Origin of the sequence: Pectobacterium sp. CFBP8739 (assembly GCF_013449375.1) — a bacterium.
GTDB lineage: Bacteria > Pseudomonadota > Gammaproteobacteria > Enterobacterales > Enterobacteriaceae > Pectobacterium.
In genome coordinates this window covers 239,170-258,320 of sequence record NZ_JACDRR010000011.1, presented here as the reverse complement: position 1 = coordinate 258,320, position 19,151 = coordinate 239,170, and the positions used below count along the sequence as shown (strand labels likewise).

Genomic DNA, 19,151 nt, shown 5'->3' with positions numbered 1-19,151 from the left:
TTACAAACGCTAAGTCAGACCAAAGTATCGTCTCATCAACCAGACAACAACGCGGCCTACTGGCCGCGTGTTTCCAAATAAAGCACCGTGGCGGCGACGCGGGAGCGCACGTTGAGTTTGCGCAGCATGTTGCGGATATGTACTTTTACCGTCTCTTCTGAGATATACAGCACACTCGCAATTTGTTTGTTGGATAGTCCCGAAGCCACTTCTTGCAGTACGTCCAGTTCCCGTTCCGTCAATACGGTAAAGGGCGACGGCGTCTCCTGTATGGCGATACGATGGCGCAGCACGTCACGTACCTGTTCGCTGAAGGCATCACTGCTGCGAATAGCATCCAGTAAGTGTTCCGGCGCACTGTCTTTTAGCAAGTAGCCATCGGCACCCGCATCCATCAGCGCATAAATATCGCTGGGCGCGTCGGAGACCGTCAGCACAATCACGCGGGCGCAGATCCCATCGTGCCGCAGCGCATGAAGCGTATCCAACCCGCTCAATCCTTTCATGTTGAGATCGAGCAAGATGATATCGGGAGAATCCCGATTTGCGAGGCTAAGTGCCTCCATGCCATTACTGGCTTCCCCTATCACGTCAAAGATGGCATCGGTTGCCAATAACTGACGGATTCCCCGACGCATAAGCGGATGATCGTCAACGATCAACACTCGATAAGATGGTTTTTCTGACATGCCCAGCCCCAATGTAATATGAATTTTATTATTGTTTTATTTGTGAATTATTCTGGATAGAAATTGTTCGTGTTATCACGTTCACGCGCTGCCGTCGGCGTCGAGAAACAGACGCTAACCTGCGTTCCCCCTTCAGGGTGGAGGCCAATAGATAGCGTTCCTCCCAACCGTTCGGCGCGTTCCTGCATAATATTTAAACCGTAATGCCCCGCTGGTTCCTCCTGATTGATAATACCGCAGCCGTCATCACGAATATCCACACAATGACGGCCATCAGGTTGCGTACGGCAGTTAACGGTAATCGCCGTCGCCTGCGCGTGTTTAATGGCATTCAGCACCGCTTCACGGATGATTTGCAGCAGGTGAACCTGCTGTGAAGCATCCAGCGCTTGTGTGGGGATCCGGCAATCAATCGTGATTGCCGCCGGAGTCTGCGCACGCAGCGGCGCAATCATTTCCTGCATCGCCGCTGGCAAATCGGCCTGTTGCAGCGTCAGCCGGAACGTGCTCAGCAGTTCCCGCAGTTGGCGATAAGCATCACTGAGCGCCTGTTCAAAATCAGTGATAATTTGCCGAGCCTGCGCATTCTCTTCCGCGACCGCACGCTTTAACAACGTCATCTGGATATTCAGATAAGAGAGCACCTGCGCCAGTGAGTCATGCAGTTCACGCGCAATGGTGGCACGCTCTTCCATCAGTAACAGCTGCTGGTAGTGCTTCTGCGCCTGATTAAAATAGAGGCCACGCCCTAACATACTCGCGACGCTTTCCATCAGCTGAGCAGACGGCTGCTGCGTTGAAGCCTGCCAGCGCAGTTGCCCAAACTCAACCTCTTGCAAACGAATGGGCAAGACCTGCCACGCAGCCTGCTCGTCCAACTGGCCTTCACATAAGCGCCAGTTTTCCCCGACCCGCATTTCCAGACAGCCGACCGTTTCATAACGGCGAACAATTTGCAGAATCTGCTGAAAGCAGTGCCTGTCGATGGTGCTGACATTCATCGCCTGAGAACAGTGATACAGCACCTTCAGCATGCGATTCGCTTCCTGTAAGCGTAGCGTTTTCTGCCGTACCTTATCTTCCAGAGAACGATAAAGCTTTTGCAGTTCGTCCGTCATGCTACTGAAGGTTTGTGCCAGTAAGCCCAGTTCGTTCGGCAAATTAACGTCCAGCCGTGAATGGGTAAACCGCCCTTTCTCGATGGAGGTACAGGCCGCCATCAATTTATTCAGCGGCACGACCACCTGACGACGAATACGGCGCAGCGTAAAGAAGATCAGTATATAGATAGTGATCGAACCCATTATTGATGTCGCAACAACAATCATCATCTTGCGCTCGGAATAATGCTGCAACGCCAACACAAAGCGATCGATCTGGGTGACATAGTGCACAATATTGTCCTGATACCAGACCCGATCGCCCGCGCTCAGGCGCTCATCCATCGTTTTCCAGCTCTGCAACAGCGCAGCATAACGATCGCGTACATCGCGCGGCACATACCAGCGCTCCAGCAGGTGAAAAACCGGGGAATCCAGCGTTTGCGCATAGAGACGGCGATGCGGTTCTAGTTCCGCGCGATCGCCCTGTAGATCATATCCCATACGATAGCTTTGCATACGCATGGAGCCCGCGACGTTAATCGCTTCCGCATCGCGTAAACCGCTAGCCAGCGTTAGTAGCGCAATACCCGTCGTCAGGAATGAGAGCAGCGCGATATAAAAAAACGCGCGAGCCAGACTGGTAGAAACAGGACGTTTGACCATCACAACGAGCAATCCCCTTTAACGTCATATCTACTCTGAATAAGTAGAGCAGCATCTCAGCGCCACTATCGCGATCACCATCCGAACAGGCAAGCCAATGAGACGCGAATCCCACATAAGCTTGATCCGGCACCACCATTTACCTCTAAAGGGTGATTATCGCATACAGCCTAAGAGGAATAGTGTAACCCCTACAAAAACAGCGTGTTTTCTATTGGATATTTCATTGCGTGCCAGAGCGACAAACTGCCATGACTAACCTCTCCCGACGTTCCTTACTGACTGGTGGCTTACCGCAGGCAGACAACGCGTTGCGTCCGCCGTGGAGCGGCCTAGAAAGTCAGTTTCTGAGCCAGTGCATACGCTGCAACGCCTGCATTGATGCCTGCGATTCGGGGATCATTCAGCGCGGCTCGGGCGGTTTTCCCACCATCGATTTTCAGCGCGGCGAATGCACGTTCTGCTACGACTGCGCGCGTGCCTGTCCACAAGCGCTGTTCGCGGAGAGCCATACGACGCCGTGGGAATACCACCTGACGATCCAAGATGCCTGTTTATCGCTACATCAGGTGGAATGCCGCAGCTGTCAGGATGCGTGTGAAGCCGGAGCGATACGGTTTCGTCCCACTCTCGGACGCGTTGCGGCTCCGGCAATCGACGACGACGCCTGTATCACCTGTGGCGCCTGCATTTCCGGCTGCCCTGTCGGCGCCATATCGATGAAAAAGATCACCGCGGGACATCACACCGCACCAACGCGTCTCCTGACGCAACAGGAAAACCGATGAGCACAGTCTGGCATGTTTGCAGTGTAGTGGTTCACGTCAATACGGCACAGATGGCGGCCGTCAGCGAGACGTTAGCGACCTATCCCAATGTCGAGGTCGGTGCCAGCGATAGCGATACCGGAAAAATGGCCGTGGTGCTGGAATCAGATTCAGAAGACACGCTGTTAAAACAAATAGCGTCAATACGCGAGCTTACAGGCGTACTGGCGGTTTCGCTGGTTTATCACCAGCTTGATGAACCGTCTTTCGATGAACAATTTTGCGATGAACAATCTTTTGCTTTCGATGAACAACCTCTTGATCAACAAGCTCAGGGTGAGGAAATACCATGAAACTCAGTCGACGACACTTTATGAAGGCGAACGCAGTCGCAGCGGCAGCCGCGGTCGCAGGCATCACCATACCCACCGCGGTTCGTGCCGTGACCGAACAGTCCGATGCTATCCACTGGGATAAAGCGCCTTGCCGCTTCTGTGGCGTAGGGTGCGGTGTGCTGGTGGGAACGCAAAATGGCCGCATCGTCGCCAGTCAGGGCGATCCCGACGCGCCAGTTAATCGCGGATTAAACTGCATCAAGGGCTATTTCCTGCCAAAAATCATGTACGGACAGGATCGCCTGACTCAACCTTTGCTGCGCATGCGTGACGGCAAATTCGATAAAGAAGGCGAATTTACGCCGATCTCCTGGGATCAGGCATTTGACATCATGGCGGAGAAATTCAAAACCGCACTGAAGGAGAAAGGCCCGAACGCGATAGGCATGTTTGGCTCTGGGCAATCAACCATTTGGGAAGGCTATGCGGCCGCCAAACTGTTCAAAGCGGGCTTCCGCTCCAACAATATTGACCCCAACGCGCGCCACTGTATGGCCTCGGCAGTAGTCGGATTCATGCGTACCTTCGGTATGGATGAACCGATGGGCTGCTACGACGATATCGAACAGACCGATGCGTTTGTGCTGTGGGGTTCCAACATGGCGGAGATGCACCCGATTCTCTGGTCGCGCATCACCGACCGCCGCCTGTCGAACACCAATGTCACGGTCGCCGTGCTGTCCACCTACCAGCACCGCAGTTTTGAACTGGCGGATAACGGCATGGTGTTTACACCTCAAACCGATCTGGCCATTCTCAACTACATCGCCAACTACATTATTCAAAACAATGCGGTGAACGAGGCCTTCTTTACCCGCCACGTGAACCTGCGCCGAGGCGTGACCGATATCGGTTACGGGTTGCGCCCAACGCACCCATTGGAGAAAGCGGCGAAAAACCCGGGTTCGGATGCGTCTGAACCCATGAGTTTTGAAGAGTACAAAGCCTTTGTCGCCGATTATACGCTGGAAAAAACGGTCGCGATCAGCGGCGTTCCCGCCGACCAGTTAGAAGCGCTGGCAAAACTCTATGCCGATCCGAAGAAGAAAGTGATCTCCTACTGGACGATGGGCTTTAACCAACACACGCGCGGCGTCTGGGCGAACAATCTGGTTTATAACATCCACCTGCTGACGGGCAAGATCTCTCAGCCTGGCTGCGGGCCGTTCTCATTAACCGGTCAACCTTCTGCCTGCGGCACCGCGCGTGAAGTCGGCACGTTCGCCCACCGCCTGCCTGCGGATATGGTCGTCACTAACGAGAAACACCGCGCGATGGCGGAAAAACTGTGGCAGCTACCGGCCGGTACCATTCCTGAAAAGATCGGCCTGCACGCCGTCGCACAAGACAGGGCACTGAAAGACGGCACGCTGAACGCCTATTGGGTGATGTGTAACAACAACATGCAGGCCGGCCCGAACATCAATCAGGAACGTATGCCGGGCTGGCGCGATCCACGTAACTTCATCGTCGTTTCTGACCCCTACCCGACGATCAGCGCCTTGTCCGCTGACCTGATTTTGCCTACCGCGATGTGGGTGGAAAAAGAAGGTGCCTACGGCAACGCCGAGCGCCGGACGCAGTTTTGGCGTCAGCAGGTGAAAGCGCCAGGCGAATCAAAATCCGATCTGTGGCAGGTGGTGAGCTTTGCCAAGCGCTTCGCCATCGAGGAAGTATGGCCGGAAGCACTTCTGGCGCAGAAACCCGCCTACCGTGGCAAAACGCTCTACGACGTGCTGTTTGCGAACGATGTCACCACACGCTTCCCGCTCAGTGAATTAGCGGAAAATCAGCTGAACGACGAATCTCGCGACTTCGGTTTTTACCTGCAAAAAGGCCTATTTGAAGAATATGCCGCATTTGGCCGTGGGCACGGTCACGACCTGGCACCGTTCGATGACTACCACAAAGTGCGCGGGCTACGCTGGCCGGTGGTTAATGGCAAGGAAACGCAGTGGCGCTACAGCGAAGGGCACGATCCTTACGTCAAAGCGGGAGAAGCCTACCGTTTTTACGGTAAACCGGATGGCAAAGCGGTGATTTTCGCACTGCCTTACGAGCCTGCCGCCGAAGCGCCGGACGACGAATACGATCTCTGGCTCTCCACCGGTCGTGTGCTGGAACACTGGCACACCGGCAGCATGACGCGTCGCGTACCGGAACTGCACCGCGCCTTCCCAGAAGCTGTGCTGTTTATGCATCCGCAGGATGCCAAAGCGCGCGATCTGCGTCGCGGTGAGAAAGTCCGCATTATCTCGCGCCGTGGTGAAGTCGTCTCGATTGTTGAGACACGCGGCCGCAATAAGCCACCGCGTGGGCTGGTGTATATGCCGTTCTTCGACGCTGCGCAGATGACTAACGTCCTGACGCTGGATGCGACCGATCCGCTGTCGAAAGAAACGGACTTTAAGAAATGTGCCGTCAAGCTGGCTAAGGTGTAGCGCACATGGCACGCCCGGAGAATGCTTCACCTGCTCGCCGTCGTTTTCTGCGTGACGCCGTCCGCGCCGTTGCGGGTTTATCCGCCGCGGTGACGGTGCTTGGCATTCAGCAGCAGCGCGCTCAGGCCGACGAACTCCGGTTGCGGCCACCGGGTGCGCTGTCTGAGGCGGCTTTTTCCGGTGTCTGCATACGCTGTGGCCAATGTGTTCAGGCCTGTCCGTACGACACGCTGAAGCTGGCAACGCTGGTTTCCGGCTCCGCAGCCGGTAGCCCTTACTTTGTCGCGCGCGATACCCCGTGCGAAATGTGTGAGGACATTCCCTGCGTGGTTGCCTGCCCTAGCGGGGCGTTACAGCCGTTGGACGCTATTGATGACGCCCGCATGGGATTAGCGGTGCTGCTCGATCAGGAAAACTGTCTGAACTATCAGGGGCTACGTTGCGATGTCTGCTATCGCGTCTGTCCTCTCATCGATAGTGCCATCACGCTGGAGCCAGAGCGCAATACCCGCACTGGGAAACATGCCCGTTTTCTGCCTACCGTGCATAGCGATATCTGTACCGGCTGCGGCAAGTGTGAAAAAGCCTGCGTGCTGGAACAGCCGGCGATCAAGGTTTTACCGCGCGCGCTGGCAAAAGGCGAACTCGGACACCACTACCGTTTCAGTTGGCTGGAGGCACGCGATGGCAAATCGTAAGCAGGACGCCGGACGAGAAGCTCAGGCGAGAAAAGGCTGGTGGCGCAGTCACCGCTGGCTGGTCTTACGTCGCCTGACCCAGTCTCTGGTGCTGCTCATGTTCCTCAGCGGTCCGCTCTTCGGGTTTTGGATCCTGCACGGTAACTACAGCGCCAGTCGCTTGTTCGACACCGTGCCGTTCAGCGATCCGCTGATGGTACTGCAAAGTCTGGCCAGCGGTCATCTGCCCGCCACGCTCGCGCTAGTCGGTGCGCTGATTATCGCACTGAGCTATGCGCTGGCAGGCAAGCGCCTGTTCTGTAGCTGGGTCTGCCCAGTTAATCCGCTTACCGATTTCGCTGCCTGGTTACGTCGTCGCTTTGGCATCACCGCCTCGGCGACGATCCCCCGTAATCTGCGCTATCTGCTGCTGATCCTTATTCTGGCAGGGAGTGCGCTAACGGGCGGGCTGCTGTGGGAATGGGTCAACCCGGTTTCACTGATGGGGCGCGGGCTGATTTTCGGATTTGGCGCAGGTATCTGGCTGCTGCTGGCGCTGTTTCTGTTTGATTTGCTGGTCGTGGAACACGGCTGGTGCGGACACCTGTGCCCGACTGGCGTGCTGTACGGTGTGCTTGGCGGTAAAGGCGCGCTGGCGGTGAATGTCACTGAGCGTGAACGCTGTACGCGCTGTATGGACTGCTTCCATGTCTGTCCAGAACCACAGGTGCTGCGTTCGCCCTTGCTCGATAAACACAGTCCGGTACAGGTCACTGACCGAGACTGCATAACATGCGGACGCTGTATTGATGTCTGCGCTGAAGACGTTTTTAAAATAACCCTTAGATGGAAATCGGGAGCAAAGTCATGAAAAGCCTGAGAATGGGATGGTTTCGCTGGATCACCGCCCTAGCGATAATGGGCAGTACAACAGTAGGTAGTGCGATAGCGACGGCACAGGTCGATTTAAGCCAATCGCCAGAAGTCGCCACGACACAGCCGGGAAATAGCCGGATGCCGAAGCAGCAGGAACGTATGGCGCTCAACTATGTCAACCAGCCACCGATGATCCCGCATAGCGTGGATGGCTATCAGGTCACCCCGACCTTTAACCGCTGCCTGCAGTGTCACGGCGTGGAGAATTATCGTTCCACCAGCGCCCCGCGCGTTAGCCCGACCCATTTTGTCGACAGAGACGGCAAAGTGCTGAGCAATGTTGCCCCTGCACGCCATTTCTGTCTGCAATGCCACGTGCCGCAAGCGGACAGTGCGCCAATTACCGGCAACACGTTCGCCCCTTCTAAAGGCTTTGGACAGTGAGGTTTTCTATGAAACAACCAGGAAAAGCAGGACGGTTGTTACGCCAACTGTGGCAATGGTGGCGCCGCCCGAGCCGGCTGGCGCTGGGCACGTTGCTCATTATCGGCTTCGCGGGTGGTATTTTCTTTCTGGCAACGTCTCAGAAAGGCATGGAGATGAGTAACAGCGAGACGTTCTGCATCAGCTGTCATGAAATGCGCAATACCGTCTATCAGGAATATATGGAAACCGCGCACTACAGCAACCGCAGCGGCGTGCGTGCCACCTGCCCGGATTGCCACGTTCCGCATGAGTTTGTGCCGAAAATGGTGCGTAAAATTCAGGCCAGTAAAGAGCTGTACGGTAAAATAATGGGCACCATCGATACGCCACAAAAATTTGAAGCACATCGACTGACGATGGCGCAAAACGAATGGCGGCGCATGAAAAATAACAATTCTCAGGAATGCCGCAACTGCCACAACGTTGACTATATGGACTTTTCAGGGCAAAAAACGGTCGCAGCGGAAAAACACAGCGACGCGATAAAACTCGGTCAAACCTGTATCGACTGCCACAAAGGCATCGCCCACAAACTGCCGGACATGCACGGCGTCAAAAGCGGGTTATAGCTCGCCCCTCTTCGCCACACTCGGGACGGCATATGCCGTCCTATCGTAGCTGACAAAGTCCGTCGAGCGGGAGTAACGTATTCTTGTAAGTACCGTGAGGGTTTCGTGCGCAGTAAGTAATGTGATTTTCTGCAACTCGCGTCGCATGCGCCCGACGCGGGGCGGCTCAATTGCCGTCGCCCCGCGACCCCTGGCTTTTCGCGGGGAATTACGCCGCTTCGCGGTGCCTTCGGCGCTCGTATCCGCTGATCGGACCGCCTGCGACGTGCTCCCGGCACGGCGCAGACTTTCGCGGCGTCCATGCCGCTCATCCGGCGGCCACGCTCACCTCAGCGCAATTCTTTACGCGAACTTACCCCATAAAATCAAAAGATTGAACTTAATACATTGTCATTTTAAAACGAATGTTTCCGTCTATGCTGAGAGCGGCCTTAGCCGCTCCGTGTCGGGCGCGTGCAACGCGAGTTGCAGAGAATGCCCCTTCTTATTGCGCACGAAACCTTCGTCGTAACAACAGAAATGACAAAAGGGCGATATATCGCCCTTTCGTTATTTTATGAAGATAAAAAGAATTTACTTCCCCGTCGTTGCCTGAACCGACAGCGATGCTTTCGCCTGTCCGACGCTGCGTTCGATAACCGCACGGCGCGTGTCGTTTTGCGGGAGCAGTTTCAGCATCATTTGCCAGGCGTCAATCGCATCCTGATAGCGCTGGGCTTCATAAGCATTGAAAGCCAGCAGGCTCAGCACGCGGACATTGGTCGAGCCGGAATTCATCAGTTCACGCAGCATCTCACCACCGCGTTGGCTATCACGCGGGTCGGTAGATCGCGACAGCAGGTCGGCATAGTCCAGCGCCAGATCCGTATTCTTCGGATCGAGTTGGAACGCTTTAGCAAACGCCTGCACGGACATGTCGTAGTTGTTCAGCAAGCCCGCAATGCGCCCCAACATCCACCAGTCTTGGGGATTATCTGGCTGAGATTCCAGTTGACTACGCAGCCCCAAACCGAGACGCGCGACCTCTTCAAGAGTCAGCGGTTCAGCATCCGGATCTAATGCTCGCGTCATGAGTTCAGGCGCTAGCGCAACAACCTGCTGCAATTCCTGCACCCGCTTAACCGCAGACGTCTTCCAAAATACGCCGAGGCTGACCATAACCAGCAACAGCATGCCCGGCAGCAAAATCCAGCGGTTTAGCGGACGCTGCTGTGCCTTCGCGCCGTCGGGAATATCCTGCAATAGCGTATGCTGGAGTTCTTCAACCAGTTGAGCGCGTTCCTGCTCATTGGCCACATCCGCAGTCAGCTCACGCAGACGGTCGCGATACAGCGCCTGATTAATCGCATCACGATCGTATTCGCCCCGTGACGACCACGGTGCAAGCAGCAGCGCAGAAAGCGCCATCAGCGAGAGCACAATGGTTGCAGTCAGTAGCATCATTCCGATTTCTCCTCACGTCCCAACAGCGTCTGCAAGCGCTTTTTATCCTGTTCGCTCATGGGTTCTTTGGTACTTCGGATTCGGTGCGCACGCCGAATAATCATCCACGCCCCCGTCGCCAGAAACAGTGCCGGCAGCAGCCATAGCAGTATGGTAAAAGGCGTAATCGGCGGTTGATATGTCACAAAGTAGCCGTAACGATCCACCATATAATCGACAACCTGCTCTTTCGTTTGCCCCTGCTGCATCAGCTCGTACACTTTCTGCCGCATATCCGAGGCAATCATCGAATTGGAATCGGCAATGCTGTTGTTTTGGCATTTCGGGCAGCGCAGTTGCATGGTTAATTCACGAAACTGTTGCTCCTGCGTGTCGTTGTCAAAACGCAGTACCTCGGAGGACGCCAGTACGCTGAACGACAGCAGCAATGCACCAAGGAAACTCAGCACTTTCATGCGCCCCCCTCCTTGCTGTATTTCTCCCACAGCGGTTGCAGCGTTTCTTGCCACACCTGCATGTTGAGATCGCCCGCGTGGCGATAGCGAATGATACCTTTCCCGTCGATCAGGAAGGTTTCCGGTGCGCCATACACGCCCAGATCCAGCCCCAACATACCGTCACCATCAAACAGGCTCATTGCATAGGGGTTGCCTAGCGTCTTCAACCACTCCACCGCTTTGGGGCGTTCATCTTTATAATTCATGCCTACGACGCGAATCCCCTGCGCCGCCAGCGTGTTGAGAAATTGATGCTCGGCACGGCACGTCGGGCACCACGTCGCCCAGACGTTCAGCAGCAGCGGTTTGCCATCGCTCAGTTCAGATTGGTTATAGACCTTTCCCGGTTGATCCAGTGATTCAAGACGAAATGCGGGAATCGGTTTACCAATCAGAGCCGACTCCAGCCTCATCGGATCGTCACCGTCGCTGTTGCGCACCAGTTGCCACAGCAAGGCCACCGCCAGCAGTAAAAACAGGACGAGCGGGATTAACAAGATTTTGCGGCTCATGATGATGCCTCCCTAACAGCGCGGCGCAGGCGATAGCGCGGATCGAACATACACAGGATGCCGCCTAACGCCATCAGCGCGCCGCCGTACCAAATCCAGCGGATAAAGGGTTTGTAATACAGCCGCACCGCCCAGCTCCCGTCATCCAGCTTTTCACTCAAGGCGGCGTAAAGATCGCGCGTCACACCCGCATCAATGGCGGCTTCCGTCATGATCGCGCCGCTGGTGTTGTAAAAGCGTTTTTCCGCCTTCAGTGTCGCTTCCGGTTTGCCGTTGTGCGTCACCTCAATCGTTCCTTTAGCGCTTTGCCAGTTCGGCCCCACGACATCACGCACGCCTTGAAACGTAAAACGATAATCGTGGATCTGAATACTGTCGCCCACCCGCATCCGCACATCCCGCTCAACGCTATAATTCTGGCTAAAGGCGATCCCGACGACCGTCACCGCCAGCCCAATATGACCGCACACCATGCCCCATTGGCTCAGTGAGAGCGTGGTCAAACCACGCAGCAGACCATGACGACGGGTGGAATTGCTATGCAGCTCGTATACCGTTAAGAAGAACACCCACAGCGCCATCGACAGACCAACCACCGTCATGGCAACCAGCGAATCCTGTAACAGCCACGGCAGCAGCAGCGACAATGCCGCAGTCACGGCCAACGCAATCAGCAGCAGCTTACGCAGCTTTTGCGGTTCATCTCGTCGCCAGCGAACCAGCGGCCCTACGCCCAGCAGTAAGGCAAACGGTGCCATTAATAAGGTAAACATGGAGTTGAAGAACGGTGTGCCAATCGAGATGCTGCCCAAGCCCAACTGCTTATGCACCAGCGGCAGCAACGTTCCCAGTAGTACCACAAGCGTGGCCGCTATCAGGATCAGGTTATTGCCGAGCAGGAAAGTCTCACGCGACCAGAGCGAGTTCGTGACCCGCGCTCGTACCCGGTTGCCTTTGATGGCAAACAGCAGCAAAGAACCACCGATGACGATAACCAGAAACGCGAGAATAAACATGCCGCGCGCCGGATCGGAGGCAAATGCGTGCACCGATACCAATACGCCGGAACGTACCAGAAACGTCCCTAGCAGACAGAGCGAGAATGCGCCGATAGCCAGCAGTACCGTCCAGGCTTTGAAGCTGCCGCGCTTTTCGGTGACCGACAGCGAATGCAGCAGCGCCGTGCCCACCAGCCATGGCATCAATGACGCATTCTCTACCGGATCCCAGAACCACCAGCCGCCCCAGCCGAGCTCGTAATACGCCCAGCCCGAACCCAGCACGATACCCAGCGTTAGGAATGACCACGCCGCCTGCGTCCACGGTCGGGACCAGCGGGCCCATGCACTGTCCAGCCGTTCCGCCAGCAGCGAAGCGACCGCAAAGGCAAACGCCACGGAGAACCCGACATAGCCCATGTAGAGCAAGGGTGGGTGGAAGATTAACCCGACATCCTGCAACAGCGGATTGAGATCGCGCCCGTCAATCGGGTAGTCCGGCAGCGTGCGCGTAAAGGGATTCGACGTCAGTATGATGAACAGCAAGAAGCCGACATTAATCATCCCCATGACGGCCAGCACGCGGGCGACCGCATCCAGCGACATTCCACGGCTGAACACTGCCACGGCGAAGGTCCAGCCGCTCATCAGCAGCACCCAGAGCAGCAGCGACCCTTCATGTGCGCCCCACGCTGCCGCCACGCGATACCATACCGGTAACGCGCGGTTCGAGTTGTTGGCTACGTAGAGGACGGTGAAATCATTGATCACCAGCGCATGCACCAACACGAGGAACGACGCCAAAATACAGGCAAACAGCGCCCAGGCAAGCGGACGCGCCAGCGCCATCAGACGCGTATCCTGACGCGACGCACCCCACAGCGGATACACGCTGAGCAACAGCGCGACGCCCAGCGCCAGACAGAGCAGATAATTGCCTACTTCAGGCATCATAACCGTTTACCCTCTGTGCCCGCTGCCGTTGCATGACCGTTTTGCCCTTCCATCGCCGCCTTAATTTCCGGTGGCGTGTAGTTTTCATCATGTCGGGCAAGCACTTCTTTCGCCACGATGTGATCGTCGGTGTCCAGAATGCCCTGTGCTACCACCCCTTGCCCCTCGCGGAACAGATCTGGCAGCATTCCGTTATAGGTCACCTCCACGGAGCCCTGCGCATCATAAACGGTGAAGCGAACTTCCAGACTTTGGCTGTCGCGACGCACGCTGCCCGGCATCACCATGCCGCCGACGCGCAAGCGCTGCCCGATCGCCGGTTTTTCCTGCGTTTCGTTCTTGCCATAAAGAATTTCGCTGGGCGTATAAAAGAGATCGATATTTGAGCTCAGTGCATAGAGCGTCAACGCAATCGTCAACACCGCGCCGCAAATGACTGCCAGAATGGCATAGAGGCGAGTTTTCGGTACACTCATTGCACCACCTCCACCGTTTTCGACTGGCGGGCCGTGCTTTTGCGCTGCTCGCGCGCCTGCTGGCGGCGGATGTCGTTCATCAATGTACGACGATGCCAGAGGGTATGACCGACCAACGCACTCAGCGGTAACAGCGTGAGCACTGCGGCCAGCCAGACGTAAAAGGCATAGCCACCCATCGCAAAGAAATCCTGCCAGCTTGTGAAAGCGATGTTCATCGGGCTATTCCTCCTTTATTAAGCAGCGCAGCCACCCAGGGGGCGCGGCGCTGCTGTACCAGTATCAAGTTACGCAACCGCATGAGTGACAACGTCACGAATAAACTCATAAAGCCTAGCATCATGATGCGCAGCGGGAGACGCATGGCGGGATCGATCGTTTTCTGCATTTTTGTCGATGCTTGATGCAGGGTATTCCACCACTCGACCGAGAAATGGATGATGGGTAAATTCACTACGCCCACCAGCACCAGAATGGCCGCCGCACGACCGGCAAGACGGCGATCGTCAAACGCGTTGTAGAGCGCGATGATGCCCACGTACAGAAACAGTAGAACGAGTTCCGACGTCAGGCGTGCATCCCAGACCCACCAGGTTCCCCACATCGGTTTGCCCCAGGTGGCGCCCGTCGTTAACGCTATAAAGGTAAACACCGCGCCGACCGGTGCCATTGCCGCCACGGCAAGCTCCGCCGTTTTTGACTGCCGAATTATCCCGATCAGCGCAAATATCGCCATCACGGCATAAACGCCTATCGACCACACGGCCGCCGGCACGTGCAGGTACATGATGCGATACCCTTGCCCCTGCTGATAATCCGCCGGCGCAAATCCAAATCCCAGTAGGCAACCGCCGATCAACAGCGCCGCGCTAAGCAGGGCAAACCAGGGGATAAGCCTGCCGCAAAGGCCATAGAGGCGATCCGGCTGCGTAAGCTGATAGTGCTTTTTCAACATAACGTGTGCTCACTCTGCGTAAAACTCATCCCAGCGGGACGATGAAGGCGATCCTGAGATCGGAAAATTACTGTATGCTCACCCGCAACGCCGCTGCCGTAGCAAACGGGCTCAGGGTGGCGCTGCCCGCCAGAAAAGCACCGAGGATCGCCAGATACCCGCCCACCGGCAGTTGCATCATGGCGGCCTCGACCGCCGCCGTCGCAAAAATCAACAGCGGTATGGTGAGCGGCAAGACCAGCAAGCTTAACAACACGCCGCTGCGGCGCAGCCCGACCGTTAATCCCGCCCCAATCGCCCCCAGAAAACTGAGCGTGGGCGTGCAAAGCAACAGCGTGAGCGCCATTACCCGCCAGCCGTGGCTGTCCAGCCCAAACAACAGCGCCGCCAGCGGGGAAAGCAGTAACAGAGGCAGCCCACTGACCATCCAGTGCACCACCACTTTCGCCAGCACCACTAGCGGCAGCGGCAACGGCAGCAGCGTCAGCTGTTCCAGCGACCCGTCCTGATAGTCGTCGCGGAAAAGCCGATCCATCCCCAGCAGAGACGCGAGCAGTGCCGCGACCCACACCACGCCCGGCGCCACACGCATCAATAGCTGCGGCTCCGGTCCAATGGCCAGAGGGAATAAAATGATGACGATCAGGAAGAACCACAGCGGGTTGAGGATTTCCGCGTTATTGCGCAACGCGACGCGCAGTTCTCTGGCAATCAGACGCCGCATGATGGGGTTCCCTCACTCGGCGTCAGCGAGATACAACGAATACTCTGTGCGAACGGACGCAGCGGCTGATGGGTGGTTAAAATGATGATGCCGCCGCACGCAATATGGTGTTCCATACGCTGCGTCAGCATGTCGACGCCCGCCACATCAAGCGCGGTAAGCGGTTCATCCAGAATCCACAGCGGGACGTCGGTAATCCACAAACGCGCCAGCGCGACGCGACGCTGTTGCCCAGCAGAAAGACGCGCCACGGGCACGTCTTCATACCCTGCCAGCCCGACAGCAGCCAACGCTTGCCAGAGTGCATCCTGATCCTGTTGCGGATAGAAAAAGCGCAGGTTTTCTTCAGCGGTCAGGACGCTCTTGATACCCGGCTGATGGCCTAACCACAGAAGCTGCTGGTTAAACTGCTCGCGCATACGATCAATACGTTGCCCCCGCCAGCAGATTTCCCCCGATTCTGGCGTCGCAAGACCACTTAAAATACGCAACAGCGACGTTTTACCCACGCCGTTAGCGCCGGCAATCTGCACCATTTCTCCGGGGCTTGCCGTAAACGACAACGCGCTGAACAGCACATGCTCATCGCGTATGCAAACCACGTCGCGCGCTTCTAACATCGGGGTGTACTCCTACTTTCTAATGCCATATACCCTGGGTATAGAATAACATGGCGCCCTTACTCCCCCTCTCGGGGGCCGTAACCCTAAAGAGTTAATCTTTTTTATTGAGATCAATAAAATCGGTGATTCCGGTTATTCTCGTCATTATGACGGTGCAAAAAGTCGTGCTTGTCCCTCTGATTCAAGGGTTATCGCGCACTATTTCTGGCTGTTCTTCAGCAGCGTTGCCGTGTTGATTGCTTCGATCAACTGGACACGATTAACCCGCGGGCTGTAGGTATCCAGCAGGCGCTGCCAAAGCGTAATCGCGCGCGCATAGTCCGCTTTCAGGAACGCATCAGACGCCAGCAGCATCAGCGCCGTCACTTCATTGGCATCCAGCGCCAGCGCGTTATCGACCATTTCCTGCATCGATGGCGTGACGCTCTGACCCGCCTGGTAATACAACACCGTCGCCAGCGCTGAATACAGCTCCGCGCTATCGCCCTTCAGCGCAATCGCCTGCCGATAGGCGCGCAGCGCGTTGTCATACGCGTTGCGGTAAAGATAATATTCACCCAGTTCAGCCCAGAGGACGCTGTCGCCCGGCGTTTTACGAATGTTGCCCTGCAAGGCAGCAAGCTGCTTTTCCTGCTGCTGCGCGACACTAAAATCGTGTAGCGGATCGGCCAGCCGCTGGCGTTCCGCCTGAACCAGCGCTGCACGCGGACTTAGCATGTAGAACATCGCACTGCCCAACAGGATAGCGACGATCGCAACTGCTACGGCGATGACAGGCATCGGGCGCGGTGCAGAAGAAGAGGATGACGTTAACGGCAGGTCGTGAGACAGTTCGCGACCCAGCATTCGGGCTTCATGTTCAGAAAGATGCTTCCCTGCCTGCTCGCACTGAAAGTGCCAGATGCGATCGGCTAAACGCAGTAGCTTGTCCTCCCCTTCCGGCTTGCGTTGGGGCAACAGCGGCCATAACAGCCCGGCAGCCAGAATCGTAATCGCGACAGCAATGAATACGAGATTTAACAGGTTCATAAGCTTGCCCCACGGTTCTGTCGCCGTATCACCCGCCACGCGATAACGGCAATCGCTAACAGCAAAAACAGCGGAGTGAACCAGAGAATGCCCGTTTGCATTTTCATCGGCGGGTTGTACTGAACAAAATCGCCATAGCGTTGATTCATAAAGGCGATAATGTCTGACTTGTCCTTGCCCTGTCCCACCATGGAAAAGACCTCATGGCGCATGCTGACCGCGACGGGCGAATTCGATTCCAGCAGGCTCTGGTTCTGACATTGTGGGCAGCGCAATTCGCCGGCAATCGCCATCGCTTCCTGCCGCTGTGCCTGACTGGAAAACGCCCAGGTATCCACCACTTGAGCCTGCACAGAGAAAGTCAGCAGCATAAGAAGAAACGCAATGTGTTTAGTCATAGGCTTTTCTTCCTCTGAACCACCCCAGCAGTGCGCCCACGACCATCAACAGGCCGCCGCCCCACACCCAGCGGACGCCAGTTTGCACATAGAAACGCATGGCGTAGCGGTTTTCGCCGGTTTTCTCTCCCATCACGGCATACCATTCCCTGATCGGCCCCCAGGCAATACCCGGTTCAATCATCTGCTGCTTGCGTGCGTTGTAATAACGGCGCTCCGGCATAATGCGGGCGATTGGCGAATCGCCGCGATAAATCGCAATCACGGCCTGCTCTGCGGTATAATTCTGCGCCGCCACTAAATCCAGCTGTAAAAAGCGAAATTGGTAGTCGCCCAGCGAGACCTGTTCTCCCTGCCCCACGTTGACGCTGATTTCCTGCTTGCTGCCCGCAGAAAATGTAATCCCCAGAGCAAACAGCGCCACGCCCGTATGCGCCAACAATGCAGGAAGCTGCTGACGTATCGCCGACAGCGGCTGCAACCACTGCGCGGCCATGACCCAGCCGATCAAACCCGCAGCCAGTGCGACGGCGACCCCATACGGCCATAAGACCAGCGCGGTGACGACACCGACCGTCAGCGTTACGACTACACGCCGCACAGGCCATCGCGCGCTGCGTTTCCAATAACCACCTGCCGCTATCCCAATGAGCAACAGCATCACCCCGCCGAAGGGCAAGAGCACACGGTTAAAATAGGGCGCGCCCACGGAGATCTTTCCCCACCCCACCAGCCCGTAAATCATCGGGTAAAGCGTGCCAAGCAGCACCACTAGGGCGACGGCGCTGAATAACAGCAGCACCAGCAGTATCGCGATTTCCCGCGACCAGCCGGAGAAGCGGGCAACAGAGCGGACAAGCTGAGCACGCCAGCCATAAACCGCCAGCGCCGCCATACTTAAGCAGGCAAACAGGATAAATAGCGGCACCGCGCGGTCATGTTCGAGGGCGAAGGCATGGACGGAAACCAGTATCCCGGAGCGCACAATCAGCGTGCCCAGCAGGCATAAAATGAACGTCAGCAACGCCAATATCAGCGACCAATGGCGGAAGATGCCGCGCATGCGGGTGACAGACAGACTGTGTAGTAATGCGCTGGCCGTGAGCCACGGGAGCAGCGAGGCGTTCTCTACCGGATCCCAGAACCACCATCCTCCCCAGCCCAGTTCGTTATAGGCCCACCACGATCCGAGGATAATGCCCAGCGTTAACAGGCTCCAGGCGGGCAGCGTCCAGCGCCAGCAAATCCAGGCGACCGGTGCCGTAAACGCACCGTGAATCAGCGTCGCTAACGCCAGTGCCGCACTTACGGTTAACCCGCCATAACCCAGATAGAGCAACGGCGGATGGAGGATGAGGCCAATGTGTTGCAGCATGGGGTTGAGATCCCTCCCCGCTACCGCAGGCGGGAAGAGACGCGCAAAGGGATCGGAGAAAAAGACAATGAACACCAGCAGCGCGGTCGCTATTACCGCCAGCACCGCCAACGTCAGTGGGAACAGATCGTTTGTCGCCTTACGATAGCGGCAAGCGAACGCGGCGCTCCAACCAGTTAAACATAACAGCCACAGCAGCAGCGATCCTTCATGTCCGCCCCAGACCGCCGCCATTTTTAGCCCCAGCGGTAAATCACGATGGCTATGCTGGGCGACGTAGTTAACGGAGAAATCATCCTGCACCACGCTCAGCGTCAGCGCGACAAACGCAAACAGTACCAGGCCAAACAGCACCAACGTCCAGCACCGCGCCAGTCGGTACGTGCCCGACCAGCGCAGGGAGTAGCCTGAAAATGTCAGCAACGCCGTCGCTACACCGGCGCACACCGCCAGCAACAGCGCCACATATCCACATTCTGGCAATAGCAACATCAACAGGCC

General features: G+C 56.5%; 21 protein-coding genes. 7 read left to right on the top strand and 14 right to left on the bottom strand.

Annotated features, from left to right (window positions below):
• Positions 1–56: 56 nt before the first annotated feature.
• Together narP and narQ are read right to left on the bottom strand one after the other, a co-directional pair.
• The gene (gene narP / locus H0247_RS11930; RefSeq protein WP_180742725.1) at positions 57–689 is read right to left on the bottom strand and encodes a nitrate/nitrite response regulator protein NarP; all 633 of its coding nucleotides are present in this window, start codon (positions 687–689) and stop codon (positions 57–59) included.
• Positions 690–736: 47 nt separating this feature from the next.
• Positions 737–2,455, bottom strand: a complete 1,719-nt coding sequence (gene narQ, locus H0247_RS11925; protein WP_180742798.1) for a nitrate/nitrite two-component system sensor histidine kinase NarQ — start codon at positions 2,453–2,455, stop codon at positions 737–739.
• A 251-nt stretch (positions 2,456–2,706) separates the two neighbouring features.
• Between narQ and napF the strand changes: the two genes are divergently transcribed.
• The 7 genes from napF to napC are packed head-to-tail and all read left to right on the top strand — an operon-like array spanning position 2,707 to position 8,666.
• Positions 2,707–3,243, top strand: coding sequence for a ferredoxin-type protein NapF (napF, locus tag H0247_RS11920; RefSeq protein ID WP_180742724.1), 537 nt, complete (start codon positions 2,707–2,709; stop codon positions 3,241–3,243).
• Positions 3,240–3,575 (top strand): chaperone NapD, encoded by a 336-nt coding sequence (gene napD / locus H0247_RS11915; protein WP_180742723.1) that lies wholly within the window; start codon positions 3,240–3,242, stop codon positions 3,573–3,575. The genes napF and napD overlap by 4 nt, the downstream gene beginning before the upstream one ends.
• Complete coding sequence (gene napA / locus H0247_RS11910) at positions 3,572–6,058, top strand: nitrate reductase catalytic subunit NapA (RefSeq protein WP_180742722.1); 2,487 nt, start codon at positions 3,572–3,574, stop codon at positions 6,056–6,058. The genes napD and napA overlap by 4 nt, the downstream gene beginning before the upstream one ends.
• A gap of 5 nt (positions 6,059–6,063) precedes the next feature.
• The gene (gene napG, locus H0247_RS11905) at positions 6,064–6,756 is read left to right on the top strand and encodes a ferredoxin-type protein NapG (protein ID WP_180742721.1); all 693 of its coding nucleotides are present in this window, start codon (positions 6,064–6,066) and stop codon (positions 6,754–6,756) included.
• Entirely contained in the window at positions 6,743–7,606 is an 864-nt protein-coding gene (gene napH / locus H0247_RS11900) for a quinol dehydrogenase ferredoxin subunit NapH (RefSeq protein WP_180742720.1), read from the top strand. The genes napG and napH overlap by 14 nt, the downstream gene beginning before the upstream one ends.
• Complete coding sequence (gene napB / locus H0247_RS11895) at positions 7,603–8,055, top strand: nitrate reductase cytochrome c-type subunit (RefSeq protein WP_180742719.1); 453 nt, start codon at positions 7,603–7,605, stop codon at positions 8,053–8,055. Before napH ends, napB begins: the two co-directional genes overlap by 4 nt.
• Before the next feature lie 8 nt (positions 8,056–8,063).
• Entirely contained in the window at positions 8,064–8,666 is a 603-nt protein-coding gene (gene napC, locus H0247_RS11890; protein ID WP_219606718.1) for a cytochrome c-type protein NapC, read from the top strand.
• Positions 8,667–9,239: 573 nt separating this feature from the next.
• Here napC and ccmI read toward each other — a convergent pair.
• The 12 genes from ccmI to H0247_RS11830 form a co-directional block, all read right to left on the bottom strand.
• The gene (gene ccmI, locus H0247_RS11885; RefSeq protein ID WP_180742717.1) at positions 9,240–10,109 is read right to left on the bottom strand and encodes a c-type cytochrome biogenesis protein CcmI; all 870 of its coding nucleotides are present in this window, start codon (positions 10,107–10,109) and stop codon (positions 9,240–9,242) included.
• Positions 10,106–10,564: a cytochrome c-type biogenesis protein gene (locus H0247_RS11880; protein ID WP_180742716.1), complete on the bottom strand. Its 459-nt coding sequence runs from the start codon at positions 10,562–10,564 to the stop codon at positions 10,106–10,108. The genes ccmI and H0247_RS11880 overlap by 4 nt, the downstream gene beginning before the upstream one ends.
• Positions 10,561–11,118, bottom strand: coding sequence for a DsbE family thiol:disulfide interchange protein (locus H0247_RS11875; protein WP_180742715.1), 558 nt, complete (start codon positions 11,116–11,118; stop codon positions 10,561–10,563). The genes H0247_RS11880 and H0247_RS11875 overlap by 4 nt, the downstream gene beginning before the upstream one ends.
• On the bottom strand, positions 11,115–13,070 hold the full coding sequence (locus H0247_RS11870) for a heme lyase CcmF/NrfE family subunit (RefSeq protein ID WP_180742714.1): 1,956 nt from the start codon (positions 13,068–13,070) through the stop codon (positions 11,115–11,117). The genes H0247_RS11875 and H0247_RS11870 overlap by 4 nt, the downstream gene beginning before the upstream one ends.
• Positions 13,067–13,546, bottom strand: a complete 480-nt coding sequence (gene ccmE, locus H0247_RS11865) for a cytochrome c maturation protein CcmE (RefSeq protein ID WP_180742713.1) — start codon at positions 13,544–13,546, stop codon at positions 13,067–13,069. The genes H0247_RS11870 and ccmE overlap by 4 nt, the downstream gene beginning before the upstream one ends.
• Positions 13,543–13,764 (bottom strand): heme exporter protein CcmD, encoded by a 222-nt coding sequence (gene ccmD, locus H0247_RS11860; RefSeq protein ID WP_180742712.1) that lies wholly within the window; start codon positions 13,762–13,764, stop codon positions 13,543–13,545. Before ccmD ends, ccmE begins: the two co-directional genes overlap by 4 nt.
• Complete coding sequence (locus tag H0247_RS11855) at positions 13,761–14,501, bottom strand: heme ABC transporter permease (protein WP_180742711.1); 741 nt, start codon at positions 14,499–14,501, stop codon at positions 13,761–13,763. The genes ccmD and H0247_RS11855 overlap by 4 nt, the downstream gene beginning before the upstream one ends.
• Before the next feature lie 67 nt (positions 14,502–14,568).
• Entirely contained in the window at positions 14,569–15,225 is a 657-nt protein-coding gene (gene ccmB / locus H0247_RS11850; RefSeq protein WP_010276475.1) for a heme exporter protein CcmB, read from the bottom strand.
• Positions 15,213–15,845 (bottom strand): cytochrome c biogenesis heme-transporting ATPase CcmA, encoded by a 633-nt coding sequence (gene ccmA, locus H0247_RS11845; protein WP_180742710.1) that lies wholly within the window; start codon positions 15,843–15,845, stop codon positions 15,213–15,215. The genes ccmB and ccmA overlap by 13 nt, the downstream gene beginning before the upstream one ends.
• Positions 15,846–16,046: 201 nt before the next feature.
• Positions 16,047–16,877 carry a heme lyase NrfEFG subunit NrfG gene (gene nrfG, locus H0247_RS11840; protein ID WP_180742709.1) on the bottom strand — a complete coding sequence of 277 codons (831 nt, stop codon included), beginning with the start codon at positions 16,875–16,877 and terminating at the stop codon, positions 16,047–16,049.
• Positions 16,874–17,275, bottom strand: a complete 402-nt coding sequence (gene nrfF / locus H0247_RS11835) for a heme lyase NrfEFG subunit NrfF (protein WP_180742708.1) — start codon at positions 17,273–17,275, stop codon at positions 16,874–16,876. Before nrfF ends, nrfG begins: the two co-directional genes overlap by 4 nt.
• Positions 17,268–19,142: a heme lyase CcmF/NrfE family subunit gene (locus H0247_RS11830; protein WP_180742707.1), complete on the bottom strand. Its 1,875-nt coding sequence runs from the start codon at positions 19,140–19,142 to the stop codon at positions 17,268–17,270. The genes nrfF and H0247_RS11830 overlap by 8 nt, the downstream gene beginning before the upstream one ends.
• Positions 19,143–19,151 lie beyond the last annotated feature (9 nt).

Bases quoted from the DNA above. Each gene is read 5' to 3' on its own strand.
- narQ (WP_180742798.1), bottom strand. From the start codon at position 2,455: ATGGTCAAACGTCCTGTTTCTACCAGTCTGGCTCGCGCGTTTTTTTAT.
- napC (WP_219606718.1), top strand. From the start codon at position 8,064: ATGAAACAACCAGGAAAAGCAGGACGGTTGTTACGCCAACTGTGGCAA.
- napD (WP_180742723.1), top strand. From the start codon at position 3,240: ATGAGCACAGTCTGGCATGTTTGCAGTGTAGTGGTTCACGTCAATACG.
- H0247_RS11830 (WP_180742707.1), bottom strand. From the start codon at position 19,142: ATGTTGCTATTGCCAGAATGTGGATATGTGGCGCTGTTGCTGGCGGTG.
- ccmI (WP_180742717.1), bottom strand. From the start codon at position 10,109: ATGATGCTACTGACTGCAACCATTGTGCTCTCGCTGATGGCGCTTTCT.
- nrfF (WP_180742708.1), bottom strand. From the start codon at position 17,275: ATGACTAAACACATTGCGTTTCTTCTTATGCTGCTGACTTTCTCTGTG.
- nrfG (WP_180742709.1), bottom strand. From the start codon at position 16,877: ATGAACCTGTTAAATCTCGTATTCATTGCTGTCGCGATTACGATTCTG.
- ccmD (WP_180742712.1), bottom strand. From the start codon at position 13,764: ATGAACATCGCTTTCACAAGCTGGCAGGATTTCTTTGCGATGGGTGGC.
- napA (WP_180742722.1), top strand. From the start codon at position 3,572: ATGAAACTCAGTCGACGACACTTTATGAAGGCGAACGCAGTCGCAGCG.
- napH (WP_180742720.1), top strand. From the start codon at position 6,743: ATGGCAAATCGTAAGCAGGACGCCGGACGAGAAGCTCAGGCGAGAAAA.
- H0247_RS11855 (WP_180742711.1), bottom strand. From the start codon at position 14,501: ATGTTGAAAAAGCACTATCAGCTTACGCAGCCGGATCGCCTCTATGGC.
- narP (WP_180742725.1), bottom strand. From the start codon at position 689: ATGTCAGAAAAACCATCTTATCGAGTGTTGATCGTTGACGATCATCCG.
- H0247_RS11875 (WP_180742715.1), bottom strand. From the start codon at position 11,118: ATGAGCCGCAAAATCTTGTTAATCCCGCTCGTCCTGTTTTTACTGCTG.
- H0247_RS11880 (WP_180742716.1), bottom strand. From the start codon at position 10,564: ATGAAAGTGCTGAGTTTCCTTGGTGCATTGCTGCTGTCGTTCAGCGTA.
- H0247_RS11870 (WP_180742714.1), bottom strand. From the start codon at position 13,070: ATGATGCCTGAAGTAGGCAATTATCTGCTCTGTCTGGCGCTGGGCGTC.
- napG (WP_180742721.1), top strand. From the start codon at position 6,064: ATGGCACGCCCGGAGAATGCTTCACCTGCTCGCCGTCGTTTTCTGCGT.
- napB (WP_180742719.1), top strand. From the start codon at position 7,603: ATGAAAAGCCTGAGAATGGGATGGTTTCGCTGGATCACCGCCCTAGCG.
- ccmE (WP_180742713.1), bottom strand. From the start codon at position 13,546: ATGAGTGTACCGAAAACTCGCCTCTATGCCATTCTGGCAGTCATTTGC.
- ccmB (WP_010276475.1), bottom strand. From the start codon at position 15,225: ATGCGGCGTCTGATTGCCAGAGAACTGCGCGTCGCGTTGCGCAATAAC.
- ccmA (WP_180742710.1), bottom strand. From the start codon at position 15,845: ATGTTAGAAGCGCGCGACGTGGTTTGCATACGCGATGAGCATGTGCTG.
- napF (WP_180742724.1), top strand. From the start codon at position 2,707: ATGACTAACCTCTCCCGACGTTCCTTACTGACTGGTGGCTTACCGCAG.